General features: G+C 55.0%; 23 protein-coding genes. All 23 read left to right on the forward strand.

Translation table 11 applies throughout. The features are described from left to right. Window positions 1-22: 22 nt before the first annotated feature. The 23 genes from E8F12_RS17220 to E8F12_RS17330 all read left to right on the forward strand — a co-directional run bounded on the left by E8F12_RS17220 (window position 23) and on the right by E8F12_RS17330 (window position 25988). On the forward strand, window positions 23-1198 hold the full coding sequence (locus E8F12_RS17220; RefSeq protein WP_280326427.1) for an outer membrane beta-barrel protein: 1176 nt from the start codon (window positions 23-25) through the stop codon (window positions 1196-1198). Between the two features lie 112 nt (window positions 1199-1310). Beyond that, the gene (locus E8F12_RS17225; protein ID WP_280326522.1) at window positions 1311-1814 is read left to right on the forward strand and encodes a polysaccharide biosynthesis/export family protein; all 504 of its coding nucleotides are present in this window, start codon (window positions 1311-1313) and stop codon (window positions 1812-1814) included. A gap of 112 nt (window positions 1815-1926) precedes the next feature. Continuing rightward, the gene (locus E8F12_RS17230) at window positions 1927-4155 is read left to right on the forward strand and encodes a polysaccharide biosynthesis tyrosine autokinase (protein WP_280326428.1); all 2229 of its coding nucleotides are present in this window, start codon (window positions 1927-1929) and stop codon (window positions 4153-4155) included. A 365-nt stretch (window positions 4156-4520) separates the two neighbouring features. Beyond that, complete coding sequence (locus E8F12_RS17235) at window positions 4521-5246, forward strand: CpsB/CapC family capsule biosynthesis tyrosine phosphatase (protein ID WP_280326429.1); 726 nt, start codon at window positions 4521-4523, stop codon at window positions 5244-5246. An 80-nt stretch (window positions 5247-5326) separates the two neighbouring features. Then, window positions 5327-6010, forward strand: a complete 684-nt coding sequence (locus E8F12_RS17240) for a hypothetical protein (RefSeq protein ID WP_280326430.1) — start codon at window positions 5327-5329, stop codon at window positions 6008-6010. A 339-nt stretch (window positions 6011-6349) separates the two neighbouring features. Beyond that, window positions 6350-7699, forward strand: a complete 1350-nt coding sequence (locus E8F12_RS17245) for an undecaprenyl-phosphate glucose phosphotransferase (protein ID WP_280326523.1) — start codon at window positions 6350-6352, stop codon at window positions 7697-7699. A gap of 253 nt (window positions 7700-7952) precedes the next feature. Then, window positions 7953-8825: a glucose-1-phosphate thymidylyltransferase RfbA gene (rfbA, locus tag E8F12_RS17250; protein ID WP_280326524.1), complete on the forward strand. Its 873-nt coding sequence runs from the start codon at window positions 7953-7955 to the stop codon at window positions 8823-8825. Next, window positions 8822-9943, forward strand: coding sequence for a DegT/DnrJ/EryC1/StrS family aminotransferase (locus E8F12_RS17255; protein WP_280326431.1), 1122 nt, complete (start codon window positions 8822-8824; stop codon window positions 9941-9943). Before rfbA ends, E8F12_RS17255 begins: the two co-directional genes overlap by 4 nt. Before the next feature lie 136 nt (window positions 9944-10079). After that, window positions 10080-11054, forward strand: coding sequence for a hypothetical protein (locus tag E8F12_RS17260; protein WP_280326432.1), 975 nt, complete (start codon window positions 10080-10082; stop codon window positions 11052-11054). A 116-nt stretch (window positions 11055-11170) separates the two neighbouring features. Next, a complete protein-coding gene (locus E8F12_RS17265; protein WP_280326433.1) occupies window positions 11171-11908 on the forward strand; it encodes a WbqC family protein in 738 nt (245 codons plus the stop codon). Window positions 11909-12058: 150 nt separating this feature from the next. Next, window positions 12059-13201: a TDP-N-acetylfucosamine:lipid II N-acetylfucosaminyltransferase gene (locus tag E8F12_RS17270; protein ID WP_280326434.1), complete on the forward strand. Its 1143-nt coding sequence runs from the start codon at window positions 12059-12061 to the stop codon at window positions 13199-13201. A 121-nt stretch (window positions 13202-13322) separates the two neighbouring features. Beyond that, complete coding sequence (locus E8F12_RS17275) at window positions 13323-14606, forward strand: hypothetical protein (protein WP_280326435.1); 1284 nt, start codon at window positions 13323-13325, stop codon at window positions 14604-14606. Continuing rightward, window positions 14603-15205 carry an acyltransferase gene (locus E8F12_RS17280; protein WP_280326436.1) on the forward strand — a complete coding sequence of 201 codons (603 nt, stop codon included), beginning with the start codon at window positions 14603-14605 and terminating at the stop codon, window positions 15203-15205. Before E8F12_RS17275 ends, E8F12_RS17280 begins: the two co-directional genes overlap by 4 nt. 194 nt (window positions 15206-15399) lie before the next feature. Next, the gene (locus tag E8F12_RS17285) at window positions 15400-16503 is read left to right on the forward strand and encodes a glycosyltransferase family 4 protein (RefSeq protein WP_280326437.1); all 1104 of its coding nucleotides are present in this window, start codon (window positions 15400-15402) and stop codon (window positions 16501-16503) included. Then, a complete protein-coding gene (locus tag E8F12_RS17290) occupies window positions 16500-17852 on the forward strand; it encodes a hypothetical protein (RefSeq protein WP_280326438.1) in 1353 nt (450 codons plus the stop codon). The genes E8F12_RS17285 and E8F12_RS17290 overlap by 4 nt, the downstream gene beginning before the upstream one ends. Window positions 17853-17995: 143 nt before the next feature. Next, window positions 17996-19174, forward strand: coding sequence for a glycosyltransferase (locus tag E8F12_RS17295; RefSeq protein WP_280326439.1), 1179 nt, complete (start codon window positions 17996-17998; stop codon window positions 19172-19174). A gap of 2 nt (window positions 19175-19176) precedes the next feature. Next, window positions 19177-19734 (forward strand): putative colanic acid biosynthesis acetyltransferase, encoded by a 558-nt coding sequence (locus E8F12_RS17300; protein ID WP_280326440.1) that lies wholly within the window; start codon window positions 19177-19179, stop codon window positions 19732-19734. Further along, window positions 19731-20690, forward strand: coding sequence for a glycosyltransferase family 2 protein (locus E8F12_RS17305; protein ID WP_280326441.1), 960 nt, complete (start codon window positions 19731-19733; stop codon window positions 20688-20690). Before E8F12_RS17300 ends, E8F12_RS17305 begins: the two co-directional genes overlap by 4 nt. Window positions 20691-20762: 72 nt before the next feature. Continuing rightward, complete coding sequence (gene gmd, locus E8F12_RS17310; RefSeq protein ID WP_280326442.1) at window positions 20763-21884, forward strand: GDP-mannose 4,6-dehydratase; 1122 nt, start codon at window positions 20763-20765, stop codon at window positions 21882-21884. Between the two features lie 2 nt (window positions 21885-21886). Beyond that, window positions 21887-22864, forward strand: a complete 978-nt coding sequence (locus tag E8F12_RS17315; RefSeq protein WP_280326443.1) for a GDP-L-fucose synthase — start codon at window positions 21887-21889, stop codon at window positions 22862-22864. After that, window positions 22864-24087: a glycosyltransferase WbuB gene (locus E8F12_RS17320; RefSeq protein ID WP_280326444.1), complete on the forward strand. Its 1224-nt coding sequence runs from the start codon at window positions 22864-22866 to the stop codon at window positions 24085-24087. The genes E8F12_RS17315 and E8F12_RS17320 overlap by 1 nt, the downstream gene beginning before the upstream one ends. After that, complete coding sequence (locus tag E8F12_RS17325) at window positions 24078-24548, forward strand: GDP-mannose mannosyl hydrolase (protein WP_280326445.1); 471 nt, start codon at window positions 24078-24080, stop codon at window positions 24546-24548. The genes E8F12_RS17320 and E8F12_RS17325 overlap by 10 nt, the downstream gene beginning before the upstream one ends. A 30-nt stretch (window positions 24549-24578) precedes the next feature. Continuing rightward, window positions 24579-25988, forward strand: coding sequence for a mannose-1-phosphate guanylyltransferase/mannose-6-phosphate isomerase (locus tag E8F12_RS17330; RefSeq protein ID WP_280326446.1), 1410 nt, complete (start codon window positions 24579-24581; stop codon window positions 25986-25988). Window positions 25989-26018 lie beyond the last annotated feature (30 nt).

The following is a 26018-nucleotide window of genomic DNA, read 5'->3' on the forward strand; positions in this document are numbered from 1 at the left end:
GATCACTGGGGTTTCTATGTGCATGAAGTTGAAAGCAAGCTCATTGGCTGCCGTCGTTTCAGTTGCGCTATCTACCAATGCCTGGGCGATAGAGCCGCAATTCATCAAACTGACCGATAGTCTGACCTTCACGCCAACGCTGAAAGTCGGCGAGCGATACGACGACAATTTCCGGGCTGTTGAAGAGGGTGAGAAGTCCTCTTGGATAACCCAAATCGCCCCGTCCTTCGAACTGGGTGCCGAAGGCCGCAAGAGTGCTTACAAGCTCACATACTCGGCTAACACTGACATTTTTCATTCGAGCCACAAGGACGACAACACGGACCACCACCTGAACGCTGATGCCGTGCTCAAGTTCGATGCGCGCAACCAACTGAAGTTGGACGCCGGTTACCAGCAGGTTGAAGACACCGCTGTCGATGACCGGAATCTCACGAATGGCCAGAGCCTGGAGAACAACAAGTACACCATCGCCAATATTGGTGGGGTGTACACCTACGGTGCCGAGAGCGCTCGTGCGCAGATCGATCTCGGTGCCGACTACAGGGAGTTGCGCTATCAGAATAGCGACCATCTCAACGCCGAAAACGAATACGACACCACCGCTCTGCGCAGTACCTTCTATTACCGCGTGGCGCCCAAGACCCGAGCCCTGCTGGAGGCCCGCCATAGCGACTACGACTACGTCACGAACGATCGCCTCAACAGTAATGACATCGCTCTGCTCGGCGGCCTGACCTGGGAAGCTACTGCCAAGACCAGCGGCTCCGTCAAGATTGGTGCAGAAAAGAAGCGTTTCGATGATTCCAGCGTCGACGAGCAAAGCGGCTCGATGTGGGAGGTGGGTGTCAAATGGAAGCCGCGCACCTACTCCACGTTCAACCTCGAGACCAGTCGCGAACTCGACGAAGGTGACGATGGTTCTTCCTCTATTCAGTCGCAGAGCGTTTCCCTGAGTTGGGAGCACGAGTGGCTCGAGCGCCTGAGCTCAGATGTCAGCTACTCGTACGCCGACGAGGAGTACCAGGACATAGATCGTGACGACAAGATCAAGTCTTTCAGCGTGGCACTGACGTACGAGATGCGCCGCTGGTTGGATGTGGGTGTCGGTTACATATACGCCGAAGACGACTCCACCGCGATTGGCGAAAGCTACGAACGCAATATCTACTCGGTCAGCGTCATCGTCAGCCTCTGACTCTGCGTCCGTAGAGAAAATAGGGGGTACCCGCCCCCTTTCGTTACTTCGCTATTTTCAGGAGCAAACGAGCCAAATGATCATTCGATTTTTTTCCAGACTGATCCTCGGCATGCTGCTGATCAATGGCGGCATCGTACAGGCGGACGGTAACTCCCAGTACAAGTTGGCTTCTGGAGATGTCATCCGTATCAATGTTTTCGGCGAAAAGGACCTCAGCTTCGAAGAACTCCGCCTTACCGATGCTGGTACTTTCTCCTACCCCTTCATTGGTGAGGTGCAGGCCAAAGGCAAAACCGCTGCCGAGATCGAGCAGATGATCATTGCCAAGCTCAAGGGCGATTACCTGGTCGACCCTCGCGTATCGGTCAGCGTCCTGAAATACCGTGAATTCTTCATCAGTGGCGAAGTGAAAACCCCTGGCGGCTACGCCTTCCAGCCGGGGCTGACCTTGCGTCGTGCCGTCGCTCTTGCCGGCGGCCTGACCGAGCGCGCCTCGGACAAGCGCATCACCATCATCCGTGACCACGATGCCAGTCGTACCCCCGAGCGCGCCACGCTCGACACGCTGGTAATGCCTGGCGACACCATCACGATCGACCAAGGCTTTTTCTAGCGCGAGCCATCGTCTCGGCAAACCAGGGAATGGGGTCGCACCACGTGGTTTACCCCATTGGTGCCTGAGCGCCCTTAACCTTTTCAGGGGTGTCCCACTCATGGAAAGTAATATGCATATCATCGAGCGCAGTCTGGTCACCCAACGTCAGGAAGAGGTCGACGTTGGGCTCGACCTGCTCAAGCAGTGGCGCGCCGTCTGGCACCGAAAGTGGAGCATTGTCGCCCTGGTGCTGGTCGTTACCATGGTGACTATCCTCGCGGTATTTGCCATCACCCCCGTCTACCGCGCTGCCGCCACCCTGATGATCGAGGAGAAGACCGCCAAGGTGCTCTCCATCGAGCAAGTCTACGGCGTCGAAGGCGCTGCTAGCGATTACCTCCTGACCCAGATCGAGCTACTCAAGTCGCGTGCCCTGGCAGAGCGCGTTGTGCGCCAGCTGAACTTGACCACTCACCCCGAATTCGATCCTCGGCAACAGCCCGAACCGCTGATCGACTTTGACGGCCTGTTTGCTCATCTGGATTTCAACAAGATAGTGCCCGTGACTCTGCCCGGCGACCTGGAGGAAGAGGGCGGTACCACCGAAGCGCAAATCTTCGACTCGGTCACCAAGGCTTTCATGCGACGTATCAGTGTCGAAGCTCAGGGCAAGAGCCAGCTGGTCAAGTTGCAGGTGGACATGGCGGACCCGCGTACGGCCGCTCTGGCCGCTAACGCCATGGCCAAGGGCTTTATCGAAAGTCAGCTGGAAGCGAGCATGGAAATGTCCATGACCGCGGCCAGCTGGATGAACAACCGCCTGGGAGAGCTGCGCACCAAGCTGAAGGAAGCCGAGAACCGCCTCCAGGCCTTCCGTGAATCGGAGAATCTGGTGGACGTGGACGGTGTGGCTACCATCAGCGCCGCCGAACTTTCCCTCACGGGTGACCGCATGATCGACGCGCGCCGCCAGCGCGCCGAAGCCGAAAGCCAATACCGCCAAGTCCAGGCCATGCGCGGCGGTGGCTGGGGGCGCCTGGCAACTGTTCCGGCTGTATTGGGCCATCCGCTTATCCAGCAGTTCAAGGCGGACGAAGCCAAGGCCCAGGCCAGAGTCGAAGAGTTGTCGCGCCGCTACGGTAAACTCCACCCGTCCATGGAGGCCGCTCGCTCCGAGCTGAGTGCAGCCTCCGCCAGCCTGCGCGGCCAGGTCGAACAGGTGGTGGCCGGTATCGAGCGCAACTACCAACTGGCAGTAGCCAACGAGAATTCGCTGCAGGCCTCTTTCAACGCCAACAAATCGCAGATCCAGAATATTTCGCGCAAGGAGTTCAAATTTCGTGAACTGCAGCGTGAAGTCGAGGCCAGCCGTGCGCTCTATGACACCTTCCTGATCCGCCTGAAGGAAACAACCGCCACTTCCGACCTGGAATCCGCCAACGCCCGAGTAGTCGATCCTGCGGCAGTGCCAACCTCCCCGATCAAACCGAAGAAGTTGCAGATTGTCGCCGCTGGAGCGTTGCTTGCCCTGCTGGTGGGCATCGGGATGACCCTGTTGCTGGAGACGCTGAACAACACGGTCAAGAGTACTGAGCAGTTGGAAGGGCGCCTGAACATTCCAGTACTTGGCATCCTGCCACTCCTGAGGAGCAAGGAACGCAACCAGATGGCCCACATGTTCGCCATCGACAAGGACAAGAGCTTCTCCGAGGCGATTCGGACCATTCGTACTGGCGTGGTGCTTTCTGCAGTCGACAACCCGCACAAGGTAATAGTCATAACTTCCTCTATTCCCGGCGAGGGAAAGAGTACCGTTTCGGCCAACCTGGCCTTCGCCTTGGGACAAATGGAACGCGTACTGCTGATTGATGCTGACTTGCGCCGCCCGAGCCTGGGCAGGAGTTTCGAATTCCCGGTAGGCACCCCAGGTTTGGCCAACCTGATCGCTGGCACCGCCATGTTGGAAGACTGCATCAAACGGGTGGATAGCATTGACGTCGTAGGTGCGGGCACCGTGCCTCCCGACCCCCTGGAACTGCTGTCCTCGCCGCGCTTCGCCAAGTTCCTCGAAGCGCTCAAGGGCAAGTACGAGCGGATCATCATCGACTCGCCACCGACCCAGGCGGTCAGCGATGCCGTGCTCCTGTCCACATTCGCCAACTCCGTGATCTACGTGGTCAAGTCCGCCTCCACCAACATTCCGCTGGTGGAGAAGGGGATCGGCCAGCTACTGCAGAACAATGTCCCGGTGAACGGGATCGTCCTCAATCAGGTGGATATCAAGAAAGCCAAGCGAGACGGCTACAGCTACGGCAGTTATTACGACTACTACGGTTACAGCACCACCAAGCAGGTTTGAACACAGGGACCTGGTGTCACCTCGGGTTGAGCGAGTTGTGGACGACACATGACCGCAGAACCTCGAGGCCTTCAGGGGCAAGGTCGCTCGCGGACCGATGATCTCGGAGCCCATTTCGCGAGCAAGCACCACGCGCCCCGTTCTGCTCCCGATGGAGCGACTGCTCAACGCATGACCTGATCGGCGCATAGCCAACAAGGCTCTGTTTCGCGTTGAGCGCGTTGCCGACCAACGCGCCCCAACCCGGAAATTTTCAGCAGGAGCTCAGGCTCCCAGGTATTGCTTTGCCCGCGAGAAACCCATCGAGGGTCCGCGCCTTCTGGCCAGTCAGGATTGGCCGCCAGCGAAAGGTTTCGACAGCCGCCATGATTGACATGCACAACCATCTGCTACCTGGCATCGACGATGGGGCTCCCGACCTCGAGACTTCGCTTGCGCTGGCGCGCATGGCCGTTCAGGACGGGATCACTCACCTGGTCTGCACACCGCATATCCACCCCGGCCGTTACGACAACACGTCTGTCAGCATCCAGCGCGCGCGAGCCCCTTTCGAGGCGGCGCTGAAGGAGCAGGGAATTCCCCTGCGGGTGGCGGCAGCTGCGGAAGTACGTTTCGGCATGGAGCTGATGGCCGGTGTGTGTGAGGGAACCATTCCCTTCCTGGGCAAATGGCAGGGCAAGAAGGTCCTGCTGCTGGAGTTCCCCCATGGCGAGATCCCTTTTTGCGCCGAACGCCTGATCAGTTGGCTATTGCAACGCAACATCCTGCCGATGATCGCCCACCCGGAGCGCAACAAGGAATTGATGCGCACGCCGTCCAGGCTCAAACCCTTGCTCGAACTGGGTTGCCTGCTGCAAGTCACGGCTGCTTCGGTGGCCGGTCGTTTCGGCCACGCCGCCGAGGTGCTCGCCCACGCACTACTGGAACAAGGCGTAGTCACCATACTCGCCAGCGACTCCCACAACCTGCAGCATCGCCCGCCCCTGCTCAGCGAGGGCATGCAGCATGCCGCGCGCATTGTCGGCGACCGCAAGGCTGAGTCTCTGGTCCTGCACACGCCTTGGGAAATCGCTCAGAGCCATTTCGCATGAACACCAGCCAATTGCTCGACAGTCCAGGCGCTCGGAAGCACCAGCACTCGCATACGCATTCACGAGGAGAGCGCGCGCTCATGCAGCAAGTGCCACCGCTGCTGCTGGGGGTGCTGTCCATCGTGCTGCTGGTTTCGGGCGCACGTATCCTGCTGGCCGGCATCGCCAGCTATCAGACCGAAGCCTTCATCAGTTCATGGGATAAGCGCGATACCGAGCCAAGCGCCCGTGCCTGGGAAGTCGCTCACAGCGCAGCGCAACGCGCCATCAGCCTGTATCCGGTCGCCGATGGCGATCGGCTGGACCGCCTTGCGCGTATCTACAGCTGGAAGCAATTCCGCCAGCCCTATGCCGACCCTGCTGCGCAGGAATCGCGGCGTGCGGCCCTCGCCGCATTTCGTGCCGCCGTAGCTGCACGGCCGAGCTGGCCTTACACCTGGTCAGGCCTGGCTTACAGCAAGCTGTACCTTCAGGAGTTCGACGGCGAGTTCGATCAGGCCCTGGATCAGGCATTCCAGCTTGGCCCCTGGCGTATCGGGGTGAACCGTGAGCTGGTCGAAATCGGCTTCAGCGCCTGGCCACATTTGAGCCAGGTCCAGCGCCTGGCAATTCTCGAATCTGCCAGGCGCAGCGTGGCTTTCGGAAATGCCGAGGCCCAGAACTTGTTCGAACTGGCCCAGGAGGCCGGCCTGCTCCGGGAACTGTGCGACAGCCTGAGTGAAGCGCTCATCGGTTCGCGCAAGCTCTTGCAGTGCCGGCATTAGCGCGGCAGCGAACGCTTGCGGCCCATGCAGTCTCCGGGGGCGCAGGCTGGTCTTCGATCGCAGGCAGCACTGGCAGGAATGTTGCGCAGACAAACCAGCTCCATAGCCAGCTAGCACCACTGCTCGTACCGGTACCACAGGGAAAAAACCGCAACGAGCCATTACCCACGCTTTGCCACAGGGCAGTTAAGAGCAAGCGCACCACTCACACCGCTGCACTGTTTACAGGTATTCGTCGTGTCTCAGTCCGAAGCAACCGCGCCAGCCAGCCATGAAGCATCCACCAGGCGCGATCCCAATGTTCAAACCGGTCCTCGATCGACCTTCCTCGGTCGCGGCCTGACCTTCTGGGGCCAATGGCTGGTGGCCGTCAGTCTGATGATCTTGCTGCTCTGCGTGCTGGCCATGATGGAGACCGGCGAGATCGGATTGCACTATCGCATGCTGGCGCTGTTCGTCCTGTTCGGTTCAGTGCCCGTCTACTCCTTGATGCGGGTCTACCACAAGAAGCATGGATACCTGGTTGGCCTCTGCCGTTTGCTCGGTGGCTGGCTGATTCTGCTGGGCGGCCTCACGGTGGCGGTGTACGTCACCAAGACCGGCGAACACTTCTCCCGTGAAGTGGCCCTCGCCTGGGGGATGTTCGGCTTTGCCCTGCAAGCAGGCGCTTACGTGCCGTTGCATACCTTCGCCAGGCGGTACGACCGTAAGCACCAGGCCGCGCGCTCCTCACTGATCATTGGCACCGGCGAGCTGGCCTGGAAGCTGGCGGGCAAGCTGGTGGAATACAAGTACGGGCCCGTGGTCGGTCTGGTCGCAGCGGATGAGGAGCAACTACCGAGCAATAGTCGGTACCCGGTAATCGGCAACCTCTCGAACCTGCATGATCTGATCGTCATCCATCGCATCAGTCGCCTGTACATCGCTTTGCCGCTGACTGCGGCCGACAAGATCGAAGAGCTGTATTTCGAGCTGCTCGACGCCAATATCGATATGGTCTGGCTTCCAGACCTCCGCAGCATCATGCCGCTCAACCACTCGGTTGGTGATATCGAAGGCATGCCGGTCATCCACCTGAATAAATGTCCGCTCTCGGCTTATCCCAGTGCGGCCCTGAGCAAGGCGCTGATGGACCGCACCTTGGCCCTGCTGGCGCTTATCGTCCTGAGCCCGGTCCTGCTGGCCACCGCCGTTGCCGTGAAGTGCTCATCGCGGGGCCCGGTTCTGTTCAAGCAGGATCGCCATGGTTGGAATGGCACCATCATCAAGGTATGGAAGTTCCGCTCCATGCGGCTGCATGACGACCCTCGGGTCATGCAGGCCCGTCGCGATGATCCGCGGATCACCCGCGTCGGCCGCTTTATCCGCCGTACCTCGATCGACGAGTTGCCGCAGCTGTTCAACGTGTTGCTGGGGCAGATGTCCCTGGTCGGCCCGCGCCCGCATGCTGTGGCACATAACGACTACTACATCGACAAGATTGCCGCCTACATGGCTCGACATCGGATCAAGCCCGGGATAACCGGGCTGGCCCAGATCAATGGTTGGCGCGGCGAGACCGAAACCATCGACAAGATGCAGAAGCGCGTCGAGCTGGACCTGGCCTACATCAACAACTGGTCGTTGTGGCTGGACATCAAAATCATGGTCCAGACCCCTTTGGCACTGTTTTCACGAGATGTCTATTGAGGCGGTCGCACCCCGATCGAGACTCCATGACGCAGCGTTGCCTGCAAATCCGAGTGATGCGGTTACAAGAGCCTCGCTGACGTTCCGGCCATCGATGCGAGCCAATGCTCGCGCGTAAACGCGCTGCCTCCCGCCGGGCAGCGCATGAGCTCGGTATCCCTCCTCCCGCCCAGTGGTAACTGCTGTCGCCGCGTTCAGAGCGGTAACTCCATTCGTGGGCGCCCAGGCGCCTTGGCATAAGGACTGGAAGATGATGAAAGGCATTATCCTGGCCGGCGGCTCCGGAACCCGGCTCTACCCCATCACCCGGGGTGTGTCCAAGCAGCTGTTGCCGATCTACGACAAGCCCATGGTCTATTACCCGCTTTCTGCACTGATGCTCGCGGAGATTCGCGACATCCTGCTGATCAGCACGCCAGACGATATGGCGGGGTTCCAGCGGTTGCTCGGTGACGGCAGCGAGTTCGGTATCAATCTGAGCTATGCCGTGCAGCCCAGCCCCGATGGCCTGGCGCAAGCCTTCCTCATTGGCGAAGAATTCATCGGCACCGACTCGGTGTGCCTGGTGCTCGGCGACAACATTTTCTATGGCCAGGGCTTCCGGCTCATGTTGTGCGAGGCTGCCCGGCGTGAGAAGGGCGCCACCGTGTTCGGCTATCAGGTGAAGGACCCGGAGCGCTTTGGTGTGGTCGAGTTCGATGACCAGAAGCGTGCAGTCTCAATCGAGGAAAAGCCGCTCAAGCCCAAGTCCCAGTTCGCCGTCACCGGTCTGTACTTCTACGACAACGGCGTGGTGGAGATCGCCAGGCAGGTGAGGCCGTCCGCCCGGGGCGAGCTGGAAATCACCAGCATCAACCAGGTGTATCTGGAGCGCGGCGACCTCTATGTCGAACTGCTCGGCCGCGGCTTCGCCTGGCTGGACACCGGTACCCATGAAAGCCTGCAGGAGGCCGGCGTATTCGTCGAAACCGTCGAGAAACGCCAAGGCTTCAAGATCGCCTGCCTGGAAGAAATTGCCTTCACCAATGGCTGGCTGAAGGCCGATCACCTCTACCGGATCGGCCAATCCCTGAGCAAGAACAGTTATGGCCAGTATCTGCTGTCCCTGGTGAGGGAGGTCGTATGAACGACAAACCGGTTTACGTCACTCAGCCTTACCTGCCCCCGCTGGAGGAGTTCCTCCCCTATCTGCAGCACATCTGGGACAACAAGATCCTCACCAATGGCGGACCGATGCACAAGGAGCTGGAAGCTGCTCTTTCCAACTACCTTGGCGTCGAGCACATCGCCCTGTTCAACAATGGCACCATTGCCCTGCTGACGGCGTTGCAGGCCCTGCGCGTGGCAGGTGAGGTCATCACCACACCCTACTCCTTCGTCGCCACCGCCCATTCGCTGCTGTGGAATGGCATCAAGCCTGTGTTCGTGGACATCGATCCACATACCCTCAATCTCGACCCGGCCAGGATCGAAGCCGCCATTACCCCGCAGACCACCGCCATCATGCCGGTGCACTGCTATGGCAACCCATGCGATGTCGAAGCCATCCAGAAAATCGCCGATAACTACAACCTGCGGGTGATCTACGACGCAGCCCACACCTTTGGCGTGGAGGATGAAGGCGGCAGCATTCTCCGCCACGGCGACCTCAGTGTGCTGAGCTTCCATGCCACCAAGGTGTTCAACACCTTCGAGGGCGGCGCCATCATTTGCCCGGATGCCAAAACCAAGCAGCGCATCAACAATCTGAAGAACTTCGGCTTTGTCGATGAAGTCACAGTGGTCGCCTCCGGCATCAACGGAAAAATGAGCGAAATCAACGCGGCCTTTGGTCTGCTGCAACTCCAGCATATCGACAGCGCAATCGCCCGCCGTAAAGAGATCGACCAGACCTATCGCGAACAGCTGAAAGATGTCAAAGGCATCCGCATCGTCGAGAGAGCCGGTCAAAAGGTCGCCAATTATTCCTACTTCCCGATCCTGGTCGAGGGGGATTACCCGCTGAGCCGCGACGAGCTGTACCAAAAGCTCAAAGAGAACAACATATTCGGTCGTCGCTACTTCTATCCGCTGATAAGCGAGTTCCCGATGTATCGGGGGCTGGTCTCGGCGCAGCGCAGCAACCTGCCCGTAGCACACTCGGTATCTGAAAAGGTGATCTGCCTGCCAATGTATCCGGCGCTGCAGGAAGCATCGATCATTGCCATTGGGGAACTGATAAGTAATGTGCGGGAACGCGTGTAACTAAGCTCGCAGTAATGCTCTTCTGTATTCGGGGTGTATCGAGTTCGATGCTGGGCAAATTCGTCTTTTATGTTGGCATGATGGCGTCCGGTTGCTCTGACAACAGTTCTCCAATCATCAACCGGGGTGAGAAAACATGAATGAAGCTGTTGGCGGTTATTTTGAACTTGAATTGCCGTCAGGCACCGCAGATCTCTATCCGGAGGCGCTACGGTTTCAATCCGCGCGCGCCAGCTTCTACGCATTGCTCTGCGCCGGCCGCCCTCGCAAGGTCTGGATGCCACACTACATTTGTGACTCCATGCTTGGCCCCCTGAGCAAGGCAGGTATCGAGGTTTCCTTTTATTCTGTCAATGAAGATTTCTCCATCAAGGATGAAATAAATCTTCATCCTTATGAGTGGATTCTGTATGTAAATTATTTTGGTGTCTGCTCGAGTCGGCAGCGTGAAATCCTGAATAAATTCAATCCCGAACAAGTCGTCTTTGACCATTCTCAGGCATTCTTTGTCCCCCCATTTGATTGCTTGGCCACTATTTACTCTCCACGGAAATTTTTCGGTATACCGGATGGTGGACTCCTGATTACGAAGCTTCACGTTCCTGAACCGGAGGAGATTGACGAAGGATCGATCCAGCGCTCGCTTCCTCTCTTGATGCGGCTTGCTGGAACCCCGGAATCTGGATACGCCGATCACCAGGCTGCAGAAAAAACGCTCGAGGACTTCCGCTATAGAAGGATGTCCGCGCTTACGGAAAGGCTTCTATCCAGTATCGATTACGAAGCAGCACGATTAAAAAGAGACGAAAATTTCAGGTTTCTCCATAAGGCGCTTGGTCCACACAATAGGCTGGAGATAGATACTGGAGATATTGATGGGCCGTTGTGCTACCCGTTCTTTAACGACCTGAAAGGTCTTAGAGCGGTGCTTATCAAGGAAAGAGTATTCACGCCAACGTATTGGGAAACCTGTCTCTCTCGTGTTAAGGCCGAGTCTCTGGAGTACGAATTTGTCAGTAGCCTGGTTCCAATTCCATGTGATCAGCGTTACAGCGCGAAAGATTACGGGGCCACGATGCGCATAATCAATTGCAGCATCACGAGTGCGTGAGTTCGACCTGGGGGATGGTGCTGGCAAGCGGATTCAGTGTCTCGGGACCATGCTATTGAGCTGGCGATGGCGTGGACTTCGCTTCGAATCAGTGTCTCTATCAAGGGGTTACATCGATGTCCAGAACGATTGCAATGATGCAGCCCTATCTATTTCCTTATTTGGGGTATTTTCAGTTAATAGCAACCTCGGATTTATTTGTGCTTGGCGATGACTTGCAGTATGTCAAGGAGAGCTGGATAAATCGAAATCGTATTCTTGTTAATGGCGAGCCTAAGTTCATAACTTTTCCGCTCAAGAAGGATTGCCATACACTGAATATAAACCAGCGTCAATTGTGCGATGGGATTCAGGATGAATTGACTCGGATTCTCAAGACGATTTCCTTGAATTACTCGCGAGCGCCATTTCTAAGCGAAGTGTTCCCGTGGCTGGAACAGGTAATGCGCCACCCGCAAACGAATCTCGCTCGATATGCTGAAAATGCCATACGTGAGACCTGTTCCTATCTGGGTATTACTACACCGCTAGTGCGCTCATCCGACTTGGTCCTGCCGCCACCAATCGACCACCAGGATCGAGTTATCCAAACCATGAGAGTAATGGGTGGCAATACATACATAAATCCGATCGGTGGATTGAGTTTGTATTGCCCTGAGTATTTCATGAGTCGTGGCATACAGCTGCGTTTTCATCGCACCGACAAGATCGAATATAGGCAATCGAAGAATCCGTTTGTGGCGAACCTGTCGATCATCGATCTACTTATGTTCAATAGTATCGATGAAATTCGCCTGATGTTGAGCAGGTTTTCATTAGGACGATCAGCAGAAGACTTTATTGACCTGATTTAATGCGCTTGCGCAGTTACTTGGTTTGCCCTGTCGGCGAATTCAAATATCTGACGCTAAGTATGCCGGGTGATGAAAATAATCCGTATGGCCCCTTCTGAAGTCGTCAGTGATTCCTAGGGGGAAATCTCATCGAAATTATGGGCTTAGTAAATGGCTGATCTAAAGATTCTCCACTTGGCGCATGACGAGAAATTCATTGACGCGGCAATAAGCGACTTTGAGAGAGTGGCACCGGGCTCCAATCACTTATATGTTTACAGTAGGAGGCCGATAAAATATATAAAATCTCCTGCGAAGATGCCTTCGATAATTTCGATACTGACCGGAGGGGTCTCGAAGGATCTTGGTGGTTATGATATGGCGATCATCCACTCGCTCAACCCTGTTTGGTATAAAACAATTTCCAGGCTTCCAAAAGAAATGCCCGTAGTCTGGATAGGGTGGGGCTATGATTACTATGATGTCATATACGGAAGTCGGGATAAGATGCTACTGCCCCTGACACGTATGGAAATCCAAGAAAATATTCCTCAAAAAAGCCCAATAGAGAAGTTGAAGGACCTAATCCGTAGGTCGTTGGTTCCAATAAGCAAGGAAAAAGTCATTAGAAGAATTAATTTCTTCTCGCCCGTACTGCCCGGGGAGTATGAGTTGGTGAGACAAAAGCATCCGGCGGGTGGGTTTCCAGATTATTGTTCCTGGAATTACGGTGAAATAGAGGAAACTCTGGAGAATGATCTTAAAGACGCTCGAGTGACAGGGCGCTCAATTTTGGTTGGCAATAGTGCATTTGCTGAAAACAACCACATCGACTCTTTTGCTCTTCTGTCAGAATTGGGCGTTGACGACAGAAGGGTTGTCGTCCCGCTCAGCTACGGTGACGCGCGCTACAGAGACCTGGTCATGAAGAAGGGAAGAAGACTGTTCGGTGAACGGTTTTTCCCGCTCGTTGATTTCATGCCTTTGATGGATTATGTGAAAACCCTGGAGTCGTGCGGTTTCGTAATTATGAATCATCTGCGGCAACAGGCGGTAAGCAATATAATTATCATGCTCCATATTGGGGCAAAGGTGTTCTTGCGAAAAGAGTGCCCGACTTACGCATTTTTTCGCGAGATGGGTGCTGTGATTTTTTCAGTGCAAGAACTCGAACAGGATCCCGGATTACTCGAGAATCGCCTTGACCAAGCGAGCACGGAAATCAATCGGGACATAGTCAGGAAAAACTTCTCGAAAGAAGTTTGCCAAATAAAAACCATAAATCTGCTCAAGCAGGTGTGCCAATCACTCTAGTGGCGGATGAGTTTGGCTTAAGGGCTATACATCGCCTGTCCAGTTCTTGAAGAGCGCGACGCCCTGCTTGACGCGATCTCATCGCGGAAGAATCGAAATCCAACCCGGAAGACCATCCGACATGAGCGTAGCCAAGAGGCTGTATTCTGCCCTCGGGGCGAATCTGACCAGCCAAGCGATAACTGTTTTAATCCAAGTGCTTTCAGTCCCGATTTTTCTGTATTTCTGGGGGGTTGAAAGATATGGCGAATGGATCCTCATATCGGCCATACCGGCATATTTTGCACTTTCTGATTTTGGATTCATTTCCGTAGCCATCAACAGAATGAGCATTCTGAGCTCAGCGGGCGATCACAAGGGTTCCGAGACGGTTTTTCATACGGCAATAAAATTTACGGCTATTACCTCGTTTGCTGTATTTGTCGGGGCAATTCTCATCCTGGCGCTATTGGAAGTGGTTTTTCCGTGGGGGATCGAGAAGAAATTGGCTCTGATGCTGTTGATTACGACGTCGCTACTTGCGATGGCGGGTGGTCTTTTTGATGCGGTATTCAGGGCGTCGGATGAATATGCGCTTGGAACCAATATGGCCAATGTGGCCAGGCTGGTTGAATGGGGGTTTCTAATACTGGGAGCCAGTCTCGGTGGAAGCGTAATTTATGCAGCGCTGAGCCAATTCATTGGTAGGGTTATCGAAACGATAATAATATTCTGGATAGTAAAAAGTCGGCATCCACATTTCAGTTGGTCAACAAAATACGCCGATATGAACGAGTTCAAGGAAATGATCAAGCCTTCCTTGGCATTCATGGCCTTTCCGACTGCCAACGCATTGAACATCCAGGGCGTCACACTTCTTGTTGGTTATCTGTTTGGGCCGGCGTCCGTGGTGATATTCAATACATACCGAACTATCTCCAGGGTTCTCGTCCAGGTTATCGCCTTGCTTGGAAGATCCTTGTGGCCTGAAATATCGAAGCAGTTTGGCGCTGGGAATTTCAGCGCTGTAGTCTCTCTATATAAATATGGGATCCTGGGCTCTGTGTTCATCAGCCTTGCAGCGTCTCTGCCGGTATATTTCCTGGCGCCTTACATACTGGAGGAGTGGACTTCTGGACATGTTCAATTCGACGGGTTCCTCCTTAAGGCATTTCTGCTTTCGACCATACTCACATCGTTTTGGCAGATGAGCATGATCGTCTTGTCTGCCACCAATCAGCATTCCGGGTTTTCAGTGACATATTTGTTGTCGGCATTGCTCTGCGTGCTTGTGACTTACAGCATCAGCGGTGTATTCGGGTTCAACGCTCCTTTGATTGGAATGATCTTGTTCGAGTTGTTGGTGATCATGTCGTCTGGCTATTACGTAAAAGATCTAATATTCAAAAATGGTAGATGCGTATGATTGCTTATCTATGGAAAAACCGCGAGGCGCCCGATTTTCTCTCGAAGCGTTGGTTTGTGGTCTGGGCCAAGCGAGCATTGACCAGCGGAGGTCTTCTTAAGATCGTGTTTGAAAGGGCCAGGCTGACCATAAGAGGTGTGACCGTTGGTAATCTGTCCGTAGTTCGCGGGGTAGATATCAATGGGCGTCCGCTGAACCTGAAAATAGGAACCAACACTTCCTTGGTTGGCCCCTTGCATATCGCCTGTCATGACATTGTTGAAATAGGCTCGCATGTGACCATAAACAGCGGGGTTACAATCTTGACGGCCAGCCATAGCCTATCCGACCCGAAATGGCTGTCTTTCAAAAAGCCGATATACATAAAGGATTACGCCTGGATTGCCACTGGAGCGACAATCCTACCTGGGGTAACCATTGGCCGAGGGGCTGTAGTCGGTGCGGGCGCGGTAGTTACCAAGGATATTCCCGACTACTCGGTGGCTGTGGGAAATCCTGCAACGATCAAGGAAAACAAGCGCTGCATGGACCTTGAATATAACCCGGTCATATTTTGTGCCCCTTATGAGGCATGGGTTGGGAAAGCGCTGACGAGGTAGGGTGCGCCGTGCGCACCAATGGTTGATCGAGGCGCAGGGACTGATCCCGCGATCGGCGCGCATGGCGCACCCCGCGGTGGGGCAAGTGCCGAAATACGACTTTTCATGGTGAACCAGTGAATACTGTATTTGTAGCTCACCCCGGATTGCAGCATTCGCATCAGCTGGCTCTTGCGCTACATGAAGGCGGTCTATTGAGTAAGTTCTATTCGGGCGTGCCGATCTTGTCCGAAGGTGAATGCCTTCCCTGGTGGCTGCCCGAGATGTATGGAGCCAGAATAAAGCGTGTAAACATTCCCAAAGCAGCCAGGTGCCATCCATTGAGATTTCAGGCACTTATCAGGGCAAATAGATTCCTGCCTTCTGGCTTTTCGCGAAGCGACTACACACACAGAATATTTCACCTTTTCGATGCGTGGGCAGCAAAGCAGGTCTTGAAACTTAAGCCGCGTATAGTAGTAGGCTATGAGAATTCCAGCTCTAAAACATTTCTTGCCGCGAAGTCGATTGGGGCTTACTGCGTTCTGGATGCGTCGTCCTTGCATCACAAGTCTATTGCCAGTTTGTTGAATTTTCCAAATACAAATTATTTGTCCGAGATCGTAAGGCGCAAGGAGGCGGAGGTCGAATCGTCTGACTTGATAATCACCTGCTCCCCCTGGGCAAGGGAAAGTTTCATAGAAAATGGGGTTCCTGCGGATAAAGTAAGATCCATATTGCTTGGATCTGAGTTGCCTAAAGGGATCCCGGCATGGAAAAAGGGCAAGGGGCCTGTCAGGTTCATATTTGCAGGCGGTATAAGGCATCTGAAGTCGATCGATATAATTCTCGATGCCTTCAACAGGCTATATGAAGAGGGGTTCAGGTATAGTTTGACGTTTGTCGGGGGAGGGGGGGATGCTGATTTGCTGGGAAGAATACAGAAGACTCCACTTGCTTCTCGGCATAAGAACCTACCCCAACCAGCACTCTACTCCAGGTTCGCTGACTCGGACTGCCTCCTGCTTCCATCAAGATTTGACTCGTTCGGCATGGTCGTTGCCGAAGCCATGGCCTGTGGAACCCCGGCAATCGTATCTACGAATACCGGTTCAAAGTCAATAATCGAAAAATTTCCAGGGAGTGGTTGGATCGTTGAACCTACAGTTGATTCGCTATACGAAAAATTACGGGAATTATTGATAGACCCGGAGATCCTTTATTGCGCCAGAGCCCGCGCCTTGGAAGCGTCAGGTTGCTTCACATGGCAAGCCTATCGCGCGAGGGTGAGAGAAACCTTTAAGGAGATATTTCCTTGAAAACGTATCTGCTCCCTGACGTCAAGCTCAGTGAGAACATCGCGCAAAAAACCAATGTCAGGATCAGTCACAACGGAAAAATATTCATATCTGTACTTCTTATCGCGATTTTCGAAGGTGCCATTCGGAAGTGGCTGTCATCTTCATTGACGTTGCCGTTGGTTCTGATTCGTGATCTTCTTGCGCTGTACCTGATAATAAATGCGATAAGGCATGGCAGCCTGAAAGGTAAAGGCCAAAGTCTGAAGGTGCTTTTCTATTGCTCTTTCTTCTTGGTCTTATGGGGGTTGTTGCAGCTTATGCTGGGTGAGAATAATTTTCCCATATTCTTATTCGGTGTGCGGTTCTGGCTGCTGTATCTATGGTTTGGTTACTTCGCCTCGTTGACGCTAAGCGAGTATGACTACCAAAGAACGGCCTATTTCCTGGTCGTGGCCTTGATCGCCATGACGCCACTTGTGGTGCTCCAGCATTTTTCACCGCCGACATCGTTCATAAATACCCAGGTGGATAGTGAAGAGGGTAATGTCTTTCTTGTGATTGCCGGTGTGGTCAGAACAACGGGGACCTTCAGTTTTACACTTGGGTATACAATCTTCCTGGCGCTCGTAACCCCTTTTGTATTGTCATTGTTGGCCGCCGCCAAGAATACTAGAAAGGATAAATTGATACTTGCTCTTTCGGTTTCATCCTTGATCATATGTACTCTTGTCAGCGGCTCCAGGTCAGCCATAATCTATTTGCTCGGCATGTTTGCTGTGTACTCTCTGTTTGCTGTTGTGTTCGTTAGAGGTTCACAAAAAGTCTACGTTCTGTTCGCTGTCATAGCAGCCGTTCTGGCGGGTTTATTCATATCCACAGTTTTTGAAGGGGCCTTGAGTGCCACGCAAGAGCGATTCAGCGAAGCCTCTCTGCAGGAAAACATAATAGAAAGGGTGTTGACTATTTTCCTTGGTGAGTCTGTCGCTCTCGAGAGATTTTCCTGGCTGGGCTATGGAATTGGTTTTGGATCGAATCTGGCAGCTTTCTTTCAGTCCGGGGAAAGGATGTTCATGCTTACAGAGACAGAAACCGGAAGAATCATAATGGAGGGTGGACTCCTTGGATTCGCATATATTTTTCTGAAGATGGCGGTTATATTTTATCTTGCCAGAAAAGCGTTTCGCGCTGCCAGGGAAAACAAGTCCATCTGCTGCGTATTGATGGTTGTCGCGTTTAGTCTGGCGTTATTGATCTGGTCGGCGATTGGCCAATTAACCGCAAATGTATTTCTCGGGATCATGTTTGGATTGACTCTACTTTCCATAAAGTATCCCAAGGTCTCGCTGCTTTCTTTAGCTCGGCCCTGATCCGCTGGCTGAGTGATTCAAGTTGCAATGGGAGAGTCTGCATAAGACTTTCCGAATCCGATCCAATACATGCATTTCCATTATTCCCATGGCCCGATGGTGCATTTGTACTTGGCGATGCCATAGTTCTATGGAGCGCAACTGTGAACCAGCTTTCAGTAATCAGTCGGGAATTGAAGATTCTCAGGGTCATCCCATCAATAAACCCCGAGCGTGGCGGGCCAATGGAGGCTGCGTGCAAGATTGACGAGGTGCTGATTCAGTCAGGTCATCAAGTTGAAGTGGTTTGCCTGGATGAACCTAACAAGTCGTTTCTGAAATCTTACCCTGCGAAAGTGCATGCGCTCGGTCCATCTCGCCTTGGCTATTGCTATAACTCGCGCCTTGTTCCTTGGCTTAGAAAGAATAAGCAAAATTATGATGTGATAATCGTCAATGGTATCTGGCAATACCATAGCTTTGCCGTGAGGAAGGCCGTGGCAGGAAGCAATATCCCCTACTATGTGTTCACCCACGGCATGCTGGACCCCTGGTTCAAGCATACCTATCCGCTCAAACATATTAAGAAGTGGCTGTATTGGCCCTGGGCCGAGTACCGGGTGCTGCGCGATGCTCGTGCCGTGATCTTCACTTGTGAAGAGGAACGACTCCTGGCCCGCCAATCGTTCTGGCTTTATCGAGTAACCGAAGCCGTCACGGCTTATGGCACGTCCAACCCGCCATGTAACGCAGATGATCTGAAACAAGAGTTTTTAGCCACTCACCCAGAACTGCAAGGTAAGCGCATCGTTCTTTTCCTGAGCCGCATTCATGAGAAAAAAGGCTGCGACATGTTGCTCGAAGCCTTTGCCCGGATTGCGAGCCAGGACGAGCGCCTGCATCTGGTGATGGGGGGACCGGACCAGACTGGGCTGGCTACTGCACTGAAAACACAGGCCCAACGTTTGGGCATCGACGGGCGCATTACCTGGCCCGGCATGCTGCGGGGTAACGCCAAGTGGTCGGCATTCTACGCCGCCGAGGTGTTCTGCCTGCCTTCCCATCAGGAGAATTTCGGCATCGTCGTAGCCGAGGCGCTGGCCTGCGGCACACCCGTACTTATCAGTAACAAGGTCAACATCTGGCGTGAAATCGAAATGGATGAGACCGGTTTCGTAGATGAAGACACGGTTGAAGGAACGGTACGAAATCTACAGCGCTGGTTGACAATGGATCACGATGCTTATACCCGGATGAGCGATCGCGCAAAAGAATCCTTTATCCAAAGGTTCCATATCAGGCGCGCTGCCGAGCGACTGCTTGAAATCATTCGGGGGCCTTGAAAATGATCATTCAAGGAAATGACTCATATACAGCAGCTTCCTTTTCCTTGGGTCATCGAATCCGTAGACAGGTATGGAACTCGGTTTGGCTGCTGCTTTTTCGCCCTAGCCCACGCCCGCTCCACATGTGGCGTGCGTTCCTGTTGAGGATATTTGGCGCAAAACTTGGAAAGGGTATTCACGTTTATCCGGCCGCTAAGATCTGGGCGCCTTGGAACCTTGAACTTGGTGATCATGTAGGAATTGCCGATGGTGCGACAATCTACAATATGGATTTGATCAAGGTTGGTCGTTACAGCGTGATATCCCAAGGAGCGCATCTTTGTGGTGGCTCTCACGACTACAACAGCAGGAATTTCCAGCTATACGCCAGGCCAATAGTCATTGGCGAACATGTCTGGATTTGTGCGGAGGCGTTCGTATCCCTGGGTGTGTCCATTCCTGATGGTGTTGTCGTCGGCGCGAGATCTCTTGTCTCGAAAAGTATCACCGAACCCTGGACAGTCCATGCTGGATTTCCGGCCAAAAAGATCAGTATCCGCACCAGGAACGATCGATGAATACTTATCGTTCGAGCGAAGATGAGACTTCAATTTCAGTAGTTATCCTGACTTTCAATGAAGAAATTCACATAGGGCGCGCGATAAAGTCTGTTTCAGCTATTTCCAGCGAAGTTTTTGTGATCGACTCATTTTCGAATGACAAGACCGTGGAAATCGCCAAATCCCTCGGTGCATTCGTTCTGCAAAATAAATTCGTGAATCAGGCCAGGCAATTCCAATGGGCCATGGATAACGCTCCTATTACAGGGAACTGGATCATGCGCCTGGATGCCGACGAAATTATCGAGCCGGATCTGGCCGAGGAAATAACAAGAAAGGTTCCAAACCTTTCAAAGGATGTTGTTGGTATAAACCTGAAACGCAAGCACATTTTCATGGGGCGCTGGGTCAGGCATGGCGGGCGTTACCCTCTGCTGATGCTGCGTATTTGGCGCAATGGTCACGGTCGAGTTGAAGACCGCTTGATGGACGAGCATATAGTTGTCTGGGGCGGAAATACGGTGACGTTTGAAGGTGGTTTCGCTGACCACAACCTGCATGACCTCACGTTCTTTTCCGAGAAGCACAACAATTACGCCACCCGCGAAGCTATCGAGATCTTGAATCAGAGACTTCGCCTCTTCTCGCGTGACCAGGCGGTTAACCGGGAGAGTACCTGCTTGCAGGTATCGACCAAGCGCCTGATAAAGGAGCGAGTTTACAACCGAATGCCTTTCACCTTGAGCGCCATGCTTTATTTTTTCTGGCGTTATATTTTTCAGCTCGGGTTCCTCGATGGCCGTTCCGGCCTGGTTTATCACTTCCTGCAAGGCTATTGGTACCGCTTCCTGGTCGGCGCCAAGGTGATGGAGCTTGAAAGTGCCATCGTGCATCTTTCAGACAAGGATCAGATAGTCGAAGAGCTGTCTCGTCTAACCGGGCATTGTTTATCGAGTTTTAAAGACAAGAAGTAGGTCGCTGAGTTCAGCCTTAATTGTCTTGCAGATATATCCCATCCACTATAAGCAAACCATACGGATAGCGATATGATTAAACGTGCCCTCATCACCGGTATCACCGGCCAGGACGGTTCCTATCTCGCAGAGTTCTTGCTGGAGAAGGGATATGAAGTTCATGGCATAAAGCGTCGTGCTTCCTCGTTTAACACCCAGCGTGTGGATCATATCTATCAGGCCCCGCACGTCGATAATCGAAACTTCGTGCTGCATTACGGCGATCTGACTGACTCATCCAGCCTCACTCGTATTATTCAGGAAGTTCAGCCTGATGAAGTCTATAACCTTGGCGCACAGTCCCACGTAGCCGTGAGCTTTGAGGCGCCGGAATATACGGCGGATGTGGATGCGATGGGGCCGATGCGAATTCTTGAAGCTATCCGTCTGCTGGGTCTGACGAAGAAGACTCGCTTCTATCAGGCGTCCACTTCGGAACTCTTCGGGCTGGTGCAGGAAATCCCGCAAAGGGAAACGACTCCGTTCTACCCACGCTCGCCTTATGCAGCGGCGAAGCTCTACGCCTACTGGATAACGGTCAATTACCGGGAAGCCTATGGCATGTATGCGTGCAACGGCATCCTGTTCAACCATGAGTCGCCGCGCCGCGGGGAAACCTTCGTGACGCGCAAGATCACCCGCGGTCTGGCCAACATTGCCCAGGGCCTGGAACAGTGCCTGTACCTGGGCAACATGAATGCGTTGCGTGACTGGGGACACGCCAAGGACTACGTCCGCATGCAGTGGATGATGTTGCAGCAGGAGCAGCCGGATGACTTTGTGATCGCCACAGGTGTGCAGTATTCGGTTCGAGATTTCATTCGCTGGTCAGCTGCGGAGTTGGGGCTCACCTTGCGCTTTGAAGGCGAAGGTGTGGATGAAATGGCCATTGTCGAACGCATCGAGGGCGACAAGGCACCAGCGCTGAAAAGCGGCGATGTCATTGTCCGCGTCGACACTCGCTACTTCCGTCCAACGGAAGTGGAAACCTTGCTCGGCGATCCCGCCAAGGCCAGGCAGAAGCTGGGCTGGGTGCCGGAGATCCCTGTGCAGGCAATTTGCGCAGAGATGGTCCGCGAAGACCTCAAGGTCGCGCAGCGTCACGCGCTCCTCAAACAGCACGGCCATGAAGTGCCGGTAGCGGTGGAGAACTGAGCGTGGCACGACATCTGGACCAGACTGTGTTCGTCGCCGGCCACCGCGGTATGGTGGGCTCGGCCATCGTCCGGCGCCTCAGGGCGCTGGGTTACGCCAACATTCTCACTGCCGCCCATGACGAGCTGGACCTGCTCGATCAGGCCGCCGTGCAAGCGTTCTTCAAGCACAACCAGATTGATCAGGTGTATCTGGCCGCTGCCAAGGTGGGCGGGATTCATGCCAACAACACCTATCCGGCGGACTTCATCTACCAGAACCTGATGATCGAAGCCAACGTCATCCAGGCCTCCCATCAGGCCGGCGTCCAGAAGCTGCTGTTCCTCGGCTCCTCCTGCATCTATCCCAAGCATGCTGAGCAGCCGATGCGTGAAGAGGTCTTGCTCACGGGCATTCTCGAGCCCACCAACGAGCCTTACGCCATCGCCAAGATCGCCGGGATCAAGCTGTGCGAAAGCTATAACCGTCAGCATGGCCGCGACTACCGCAGCGTGATGCCGACCAACCTGTATGGCCCCCACGACAACTTCCACCCGGAGAACAGCCATGTGATCCCGGCACTGCTCCGCCGTTTTCACGAGGCGGTGCAGCGGGGTGACGAAAGCGTGGTGATCTGGGGGAGTGGCAAGCCGATGCGCGAGTTCCTGCATGTGGACGACATGGCAGCCGCCAGTGTGCATGTGATGGAGCTCGATCGTGCTACCTATCAGGCCACTACCCAGCCGATGCTCTCACATATCAACGTGGGTACCGGTGTGGACTGCACTATTCGCGAACTGGCGGAAACCATTGCCAAGGTCACGGGATTCACCGGCCAGTTGAGCTTCGATCCCAGCAAGCCGGACGGTACCCCTCGCAAGCTGATGGATGTGGCAAGGCTCAAGGCGCTGGGTTGGCAAGCCAGTATCGGCTTGGAGGAAGGCCTGCGCGATGCCTATGGCTGGTACGTCGAGGCGCTCGACCGGACGAGGGCGCTCTGATGAAAATCCTCCTGTATGGCATCAACTACAGTCCCGAGCTGACCGGCATAGGCAAGTACAGCGGCGAGATGGCGCGCTGGTTGGCGGCCCACGAGCATGAGGTAAGGGTCGTGACGGCGCCGCCCTATTACCCGCAGTGGAAGGTCTGGCAGGGATTTCCTGCCTGGCGCTTCAACAGGTGCGTCGAGGATGGCGTGACCGTCATCCGTTGCCCGCTTTACGTGCCATCCAGGCCCAGCCCCCTTAAACGCATCGTGCACCTTGCCAGTTTTTCCCTGTCTTCGTCCCTGGCGATTCTCAGCCTGCTGCGCTGGAAGCCAGAGCTCGTCATCCTGGAAGTACCGACCATGTTCTGCGCACCCCAGGCGCTACTGTTGGCAAAGCTGACGAAGGCAAGGTCCGTGCTGCATATCCAGGACTACGAGGTGGATGCGCTGTTCGGTCTGGGGCTTGCCAGAAGCAGCGCGCTCAAGCGCTTCGCCAGTGCAGTCGAAAGGGTTGTCCTGCGGGCATTCGACCGGGTTTCCACCATTTCCAGCGGCATGCTGCAACGGGCCCGGCAGAAGGGCGTGGATCAGCAGCGTCTGCGCTTTTTCCCCAACTGGTCGGAAACGGCTCTATTTCGTGATGTACCTCGTTCCCTTGGCCTGTTGAGTCGCCTCGGCGTCGAGCCTGGCAAACGCGTTCTGCTCTATGCCGGCAACATCGGTGAAAAACAGGGCCTGGAGTCGGTAGTTGAAGCCGCCGGGCGCTTGCGGGAACGGGACGATCTGGTCTTCCTGATCGTGGGTGAGGGCGCCGGCAAGCTTCGTCTGATGGAATCGGTGCAGTTCAAAGGCCTGAGCAATGTGCTGTTCGCACCGCTGCAGCCCTGCGAGGAGCTACCGGCATTACTCGCCTCTGCGGATTGCCATCTGGTCATACAGAAGCGCGGTGCGGCCGATGCCGTACTGCCTTCCAAGCTGACCAATATCCTGGCGGTGGGCGGCAATGCGGTGATTACCGCTGACCCCGATACCAGCCTCGGCTTGCTGTGCCGCGAGTATCCGGGAATTGCGACCTTGGTCGAGCCGGAGTCGGTGGATGCCCTGGTCCAGGGGATCGAACGCACCTTGGCAATGCCTCTTCCCAACCGGATCGCAACTGGCTACGCCCGTGATTTCCTCGACAAAGAGCAGGTTCTGGCGCGTTTTCTGGCTGAGGTCGGAGACGAATGTGGCTGAGTAACCAATCCTTTCGCACCGTGGTGGCTCTGACTCCGCTGGTGTCCATCGACCTGGTGGTGCAGAACGCCGAGGGAGCCATTCTCCTGGGGCAGCGGCTGAACCGCCCGGCCCAGGGATATTGGTTCGTACCCGGGGGCCGAATTCTTAAGAACGAGAGCCTCGATGCCGCGTTCCGAAGACTGACCCTGGACGAGTTGGGGCAGGCTTTCGAGCGACACCACGCACGTTTGCTGGGTGTCTATGAGCACTTCTACAGCGATAGCGTGTTTGGTGATACGCAAGCCAACCCTGACACCCATTATGTCGTGCTGGGTTACCAGCTCCTTTTACGCCCCTCCATGACGCTCATACCCCCTGCCGCCCAGCATGGCTGCTTCCGCTGGTGGCGCGTGGCCGAGATGCAGGCCAGCCCCGAGGTGCATGACAACACCCGCGCCTATCTGGATGCCCTGCAATAGCACTTCCAACAGCTTGAGAGGACGCCCGAAATGTTCCTACCGGTGATCATGGCCGGCGGTTCAGGCTCCCGCCTGTGGCCGTTGTCGCGCCAACTCAAACCGAAGCAGTTCTTGCCGTTGGCCGATGCCGGCCTTTCCATGCTGCAGGCCACCATCAAGCGCCTTGAGGGGCTCGATGCCGCTGTACCGCGGCTGATCTGCAACGAGCAGCACCGATTCCTCGCGGCAGAGCAATTGCGCCTGCTGGGTATGGAGAAGGCCAACATCCTGCTCGAACCTGTGGGCCGCAATACTGCGCCGGCCATTGCCCTGGCTGCCTTGCAGGCGTGCGCCGAGGCTGATGATCCGTTGCTGCTGGTGCTGGCGGCGGATCATCGGATCCGGGATGTGCCGGTTTTCCATGCGAGCATCCTGGCAGCCGTGCCGCTGGCAGCGGATGGCAAGCTGGTGACGTTCGGTATCGTCCCGACCCACCCGGAAACCGGCTACGGCTATATCGAGAAGGGTGAAGGCATCGGTGATACCGGTTTTGCGGTGAGCCGCTTTGTCGAAAAACCCAACTTGATCGACGCCCAGGAGTACCTGGCCAGCGGTAACTACCTCTGGAACAGCGGCATGTTCATGTTCCGTGCCAGCCGCTATCTGGATGAGTTGCAACGCTTCCGTCCTGACATTCTCGCGGCTTGTCGTTCGGCCCTGGAGGGGGCCTCAAGGGATATGCAGTTCACCCGCGTAGATCAGGCCGCCTTCGCTGCCTGCCCTGAAGACTCCATTGACTATGCGGTGATGGAGAAAACCGAGGATGCGGTAATGGTGCCGCTGGATGCGGGCTGGAGCGATATCGGCTCTTGGTCGGCGCTCTGGGATATCAGCGAGAAGGATGATCAAGGCAATGTCTTCAGGGGCGACGTCCTGCACCAGCGATCGAGTAATACCTTTGTGCATGCCGACAGCCGCCTGGTCGCAACCGTCGGGGTCGAAGACCTGGTCATTGTGGAAACCAAGGATGCCGTACTGGTTGCGCACAAGGATCATGTGCAGGACGTGAAGAAGATCGTCGATCAGTTGAAGGGTTGCTCGCGACACGAACACCTCAACCACCGTGAGGTTTATCGTCCATGGGGCGTATATGACTCGATCGACAGAGGTCAACGTTACCAGGTCAAGCGAATTACCGTGCAGCCCGGCGCCAAGCTCTCGGTCCAGATGCATCACCACCGCGCTGAACACTGGATCGTCGTTAGCGGTACGGCCAAGGTCACCAACGGAGACAACACCTACCTGGTGACGGAAAATCAGTCCACCTACATCCCCGTTGGCCAGGTGCATGCGCTGGAAAATCCAGGCGTCATCCCGTTGGATCTGATCGAGGTGCAGTCGGGCTCCTATCTGGGCGAAGACGACATCGTGCGATTCGAGGATAGGTACGGCCGGGAATGACGCATCCGTACAGGCGGTTCTCCAAATTGC

The organism is Pseudomonas sp. BN102 (genome assembly GCF_029871245.1).
GTDB lineage: Bacteria > Pseudomonadota > Gammaproteobacteria > Pseudomonadales > Pseudomonadaceae > Metapseudomonas.